4 protein-coding genes are annotated in these 5151 nt (G+C 61.5%); 1 reads left to right on the top strand and 3 read right to left on the bottom strand.

Annotated elements, in window-relative coordinates:
• Positions 1-430 precede the first annotated feature (430 nt).
• Entirely contained in the window at positions 431-1207 is a 777-nt protein-coding gene (locus M0974_RS15020) for a LamB/YcsF family protein (protein ID WP_297838115.1), read from the top strand.
• 94 nt (positions 1208-1301) lie between these two features.
• Here M0974_RS15020 and M0974_RS15015 read toward each other — a convergent pair whose 3' ends face one another.
• From M0974_RS15015 to M0974_RS15005, 3 genes are all read right to left on the bottom strand, one after another.
• Positions 1302-2555, bottom strand: a complete 1254-nt coding sequence (locus tag M0974_RS15015; RefSeq protein WP_297838113.1) for a D-amino acid dehydrogenase — start codon at positions 2553-2555, stop codon at positions 1302-1304.
• 79 nt (positions 2556-2634) lie between these two features.
• The gene (locus tag M0974_RS15010; protein WP_297838111.1) at positions 2635-4083 is read right to left on the bottom strand and encodes an amidohydrolase family protein; all 1449 of its coding nucleotides are present in this window, start codon (positions 4081-4083) and stop codon (positions 2635-2637) included.
• Between the two features lie 2 nt (positions 4084-4085).
• Positions 4086-5151 (bottom strand): ABC transporter ATP-binding protein (locus tag M0974_RS15005; RefSeq protein ID WP_297838109.1); only part of this gene is annotated, 1066 nt, incomplete at its 5' end.

Genomic DNA, 5151 nt, shown 5'->3' with positions numbered 1-5151 from the left:
GATGATCGTCGAAGTCGACGGCGCCAAGCAGACCATCGAGGTGAGCGCCGGCACGTCGGTCGACGTCTTCGGCAAGAGGATCCGCGTCAAGTCGGCAAGCGGCGGCGACACCCTCTTCGTGGAAGGCTGGTACGTCCTGGTTTCCTAGGCGACGGCCAGGCGTGGTAAAAGGCGGAGTTGTGAGGACAGGCGTTTTTGCACGGAGTATCGGCGATGGACGCAAGTCGGAAAGACGGCTCCTGCTCCTCGGTGTTCACTGCTCAATTCTCCGTTTAACGATGGAATGCTTTTGGAATACCAGAGGTATTCTGTCAATATGCTTGCGCGAAAGATAGCCCCTGACACCCCGTAGCTACCCCGTATTTGGCCCGGCATACTGCCCGGGTTCAACTTACTCAACGATGGCGCTAACCGTCTCACAGGTGACTTTATGCTAATCGACTTGAACTGCGACATGGGTGAAGGCTTTGGCGCCTGGAAGATGGGCGATGACAGCGCGATGCTGGACATCGTCAGCTCCGCCAACATCGCCTGCGGATTCCACGCCGGTGACCCGGACATCATGTTTAACACTGCCGCCATGGCTCGGCAAAAAAACGTAGCGGTCGGCGCCCACCCCAGCTTTCTCGACCTGCACGGCTTTGGTCGTCGGCAGATACGTGGCGACAGCCCGGCGCAGATCGAACGCCAGATCATTTACCAGATAGGGGCGTTCAAGGCATTGTCAGAGGCTGCTGGTTTACCGTTGCAGCACGTCAAGACCCACGGCGCGCTGGGCAACATGGCCAATGAAGACCTTGAATTGGCGTTGGCAGTCGCGCGGGCAATCAAAGCCGTCGACCCGGACTTGATCTTCGTGGTAATGCCTGGCCTGGAAACCGAACGCGCCGCGCAACAACTTGGCCTGCGCATGGCTCGGGAAATCTACGCTGATCGCGCCTACGCGGCCAACGGCAATCTGCTCTCGCGAAAATTGCCAGGAGCAGTGATTCACGACAGCGAAATTGCCGCCGCCCGTGTGCTACGCATGATTGAAGAACAAGCCATTACCACCGTCGACGGCATTCGCATACCCGTACGGATCGACACCGTCTGCGTGCACGGCGACACACCCGGTGCTACTACCATGGCTCAACAGCTGCGCGCTCGACTGGAAAACGCCGGCATGCGCATCGCGCCAATGGCGGCGGTAATCGGCGCCAGATGAGTTCGATGCCGCACCCTATGTGTGGAGCTGTGCGATGCGGTCTGTCTGATTACATCGCCATCGCAGCCTTCGGCAGCTCCTACAGAGCAATGTGTTATCGCGCACGCAGCTGAAAAGGTGACGGATCTATCGGTGGGTTTTCGTCGATCATTTGCGCGACCAGCAGCTTCGCGCTGCCCAATGCCAGGGTGAATCCCAATGCGCCCTGCCCGACGTTCAGCCACAGATTGCTGAAGTCGCCAGCGCGCCCGACGATGGGTTTACTGTGCGCTGTGCTGGGTCGTATTCCGGCCCAGGCCTGCGCATGTTTCAGGTCCAGTTGCGGGAAGGTCTCGGCCACTTGCTGCTTGAGCAAGGCGATGCGCGCCGGGTCAACATCCGCCCGGCTCACGCCCATATCAACCATCGCCGCAATGCGCAGATGCTGGGCCAGCGGCGCATACACGACCTTGCGTGCAGCGTCGGTAACGCTCAAGCACGGTGCCTGCATTCCAGCGTCCAGCGGCACGCTCAAGCTGTAGCCGCGCAGGCCATACAGCGGCAGCGCGATCCCCAACGGCTTGAGCAAACGCACACTGAACATCCCGGCCGCAACCACCACTGCGTCAGCCGGTAAGTCACCTTGGTCAGTACGCACCGCAACCACTCGCTGTCGTTCGCCCACCAGCGCCTGCACATTGGTTCCCAGCGCCAGCCGCACGTTAGGCAACTGCGCGAGAAAGCCCTTCAAGCCCTGACAGAAGCGCAGGCAATCACCGGTCGCCTCTCCCGGCGTATAGATGCCGCCGGCCAATTCCCCGCCAACTGCCTGCAGCGAAGGCTCCAGCGCAACGCAGCCGGTGCCGTCGAGGATCTGCTGATCGGCGCCCAACGAACGCTGCCAATCAAGCATGGGGGCGGCAGCGGCCAGCACCGCCGGATCTCGATACACCACCAGTTTGCCGGTGCGAATCAGATCGAAATCCAGAGGATGCGCGGCCAGCAATTCATCCAGCGAATCGCGGCTGAGGTAGGACAGGCTGAGCATTTCGCCGATGGTGCGGCGCACTTGCGCGTCGTTGCAGGCGCGCAAAAATTCCAGGCACCAGCGCCACTGCGCCGGGTCCAGACGCGGTCTGAAACGCAGCGGCGAGTCCGCGCGCAACAACCACTGCGGCAGCTTGCCAATCACCCCCGGATCAGCCAACGGCGCCACGTAGCTGTAGCTCAGTTGCCCGCCGTTGGCGAAACTGGTCTCTTGGGCGACGTCGGCGTGACGATCCACCAGCGTGACCTGCAAGCCTTGTTGCGCCAGATACCAGGCACTGGCCAGACCCACGACACCTGCTCCTATCACCACTACCTGCACAGGTTTCCCCTTTCAATTACGTATTGCGATGGCGGCCTTGGCACGAGGTTATGGCAGGCCATCAAATGGCTCATGGCGCTTAAACCGCCGCGGCGGCAGGCTGGCGCTTGAGCAGGCGCCCCTGTCGTCCCTGCACTTTGCCGTCTTCGTAACTCACCACCCCGTTGACCACCACCAGATCAATGCCCGGAGCTTGCCGGCACGGATCGCTGTACGTGGCGACGTCCTCGATGCGCAGCATGTCCACCAGCGTCAGGTCGGCAAACGCACCCTCGCGCAGTACGCCACGGTCCTGCAGACGAAAGCGCGCGGCCGACAACCCGGTCATCTTGCGCACCGCTTCGGCCAGATCGAACAGTTTCAAGTCGCGGCAGTAATGCGCCAACACCCGAGGAAACGTGCCCCACAGTCGCGGGTGCGGATTAGGGTCGTTGGGCAAACCGTCGGATCCGACCATCGAAAGCGGATGCGCGAGAATCGTGCGCACGTCGTCTTCGCTCATCATGTGGTAGATCGCGCCAGCAGGACGCAGCCGTTCGGTGGCCTCCCACTGCGACACGCCCCACTGCGCGGCGATGTCCTTGAGCGTCTGCTTCGCCATTTCCGGGTGCGGGTCGGACCAGGTGATGTAGATTTCCATCTGACCATCGACACGCCAGGCATCCAGCGTTGTCGAGCTGGCCGAATACGGATAACAGTCGCAATTGCAGGGTTGTTCGCTGGCGGCTTTTTCCAGCGCTGCAAGGGCCAGCGGCGCACGCCCCCAATTACCAGCGCCGGCACATTTGAGATGGGAGATCACCAAATCTGCGCCCGCATTGCGCGCAGTAGTAAAGGATTCTTGCAAGGAGTCCAGCAAACCATCGTGCTCGTTGCGCATGTGCGTGGTGTACAGCGCGCCGTGTGCCCCAACGATGTCCACCAGGCGCTGCATCTCGGCCATCGGTGCCTGTTTGGCATTGGTGTACGCCAACCCTGAACTGAGACCGATAGCGCCTGCATCCAGCGCGCCTTCCAGCGCCAGGCACATCGCTTTCAGTTCACTGTCCAGCGCGGCTCGGTCGAATTGCTCCATGACGTTTGCGCGCAATGCCGTGTGGCCGATCAAGGCCGCGACGTTCACGCTCGGTACGGCTTGCTCAACCGCGTCAGCATAGGCCTTGAACGTCGGGTAAACGAACGCGTCTTGCGCGCCGAGCAGGTTCATTGGGTCCGGCGGCACACCGGGCAGCGTGACCGGCGAGGCGCTGATGCCGCAGTTGCCGACGATGACCGTGGTCACGCCTTGGGAGATTTTGGCCAGCATCTCCGGGGTGCGAATGACGTTGGTGTCGTCGTGGGTGTGCACGTCGATGAAACCAGGCATCAGGCAGCGTCCGTTGCCATCGATGATCCGCCGCGCGTCATGGCCCGTAAAATTGCCGATGGCGACGATCCGATCACCCCGGGTCGCGAGGTCGGCAATATAAGGTTCGGCGCCGGTGCCATCGACCACGGTGACGTCCCGAAACAGTAAATCAAAGGTCATGCTCAAATCCTCTGGCCCGCAGCGAAATCCCAACCTTTGCCGGGGACCGCGTCCATCAATTGCTGGGTATAGGGTTGCTGCGGATTGGCCAAGACATCGGCCGCCGGCCCATACTCGATGACCTGCCCGCGCTGCATCACCAAGACGTCGTCGCACAATTGCGCAGCAACGCGCAGGTCATGGGTGATGAACAGAATGGCCACGCCCATGCGCTGTTGAATGTCTTCGAGCAATTGCAGCACCTGCGCCTGCACCGAGACGTCGAGCGCCGAGACAGCCTCGTCAGCGACGATCACATCCGGCTCCATGGCCAAAGCGCGAGCGATGGCGATACGTTGCCGCTGACCACCGGAAAACTGGTGCGGATAACGCTCGATCGCATCGGCGGGCAGCCCCACCAGTTCCAGTAACTCCTGACCGCGAGCCCACGCCTGAGCGAACGACACGCCATGATTCATCGGCCCTTCGACCAGGCTTTTGCCAATGCTGACGCGCGGATTGAGCGAACGGTTGGGGTCCTGAAAGATCATCTGGATACGCTTGCGGTGTGGCTTGAGACTGGCCGCCGACAATTCGGAAATGTCCTTGCCGGTGACCCTGACCGCGCCATGCGTCGGGGCCAGCAAGCGCATCACGCAACGGGCGACCGTGGATTTTCCGGAACCGCTTTCGCCGACGATGCCCAGGGTTCGTCCACGCTTGAGGGTGAAGGACACGTCATGCACGGCCCGCGTGCCTTCACGCGGCTTGCCGAACCAACGCCAGGCGCCTCCCGCCGGCGGATAAACCTTGCCCAGCTCGCTGACATCGAGCACCACTTGCGTACTGTAAATCTCGCGCCGCGCAGCACGCGGTTTAAGGCCTGGCACCGCAGCAAGCAAGGCTTTGGTGTAGTCCTCACTGGGGCGGGACAGCACATCCGCCACCGTGCCGGATTCGACAATATGCCCCTGGCGCATCACGCAAACCCGGTCGGCAATGTCCACCACCACGCCCATGTCATGGGTAATGAACAACACCGCCGTGCCATGCTTTTGTTGCAACTCGCGGATCAGCTTGAGGATCTGT

This window comes from Pseudomonas sp. (assembly GCF_026224925.1).
Taxonomy (GTDB): Bacteria; Pseudomonadota; Gammaproteobacteria; order Pseudomonadales; family Pseudomonadaceae; genus Aquipseudomonas.
This window is presented reverse-complemented; position numbering and strand designations above follow the sequence as displayed.

Bases quoted from the DNA above. Each gene is read 5' to 3' on its own strand.
- M0974_RS15010 (WP_297838111.1), bottom strand. From the start codon at position 4,083: ATGACCTTTGATTTACTGTTTCGGGACGTCACCGTGGTCGATGGCACC.
- M0974_RS15020 (WP_297838115.1), top strand. From the start codon at position 431: ATGCTAATCGACTTGAACTGCGACATGGGTGAAGGCTTTGGCGCCTGG.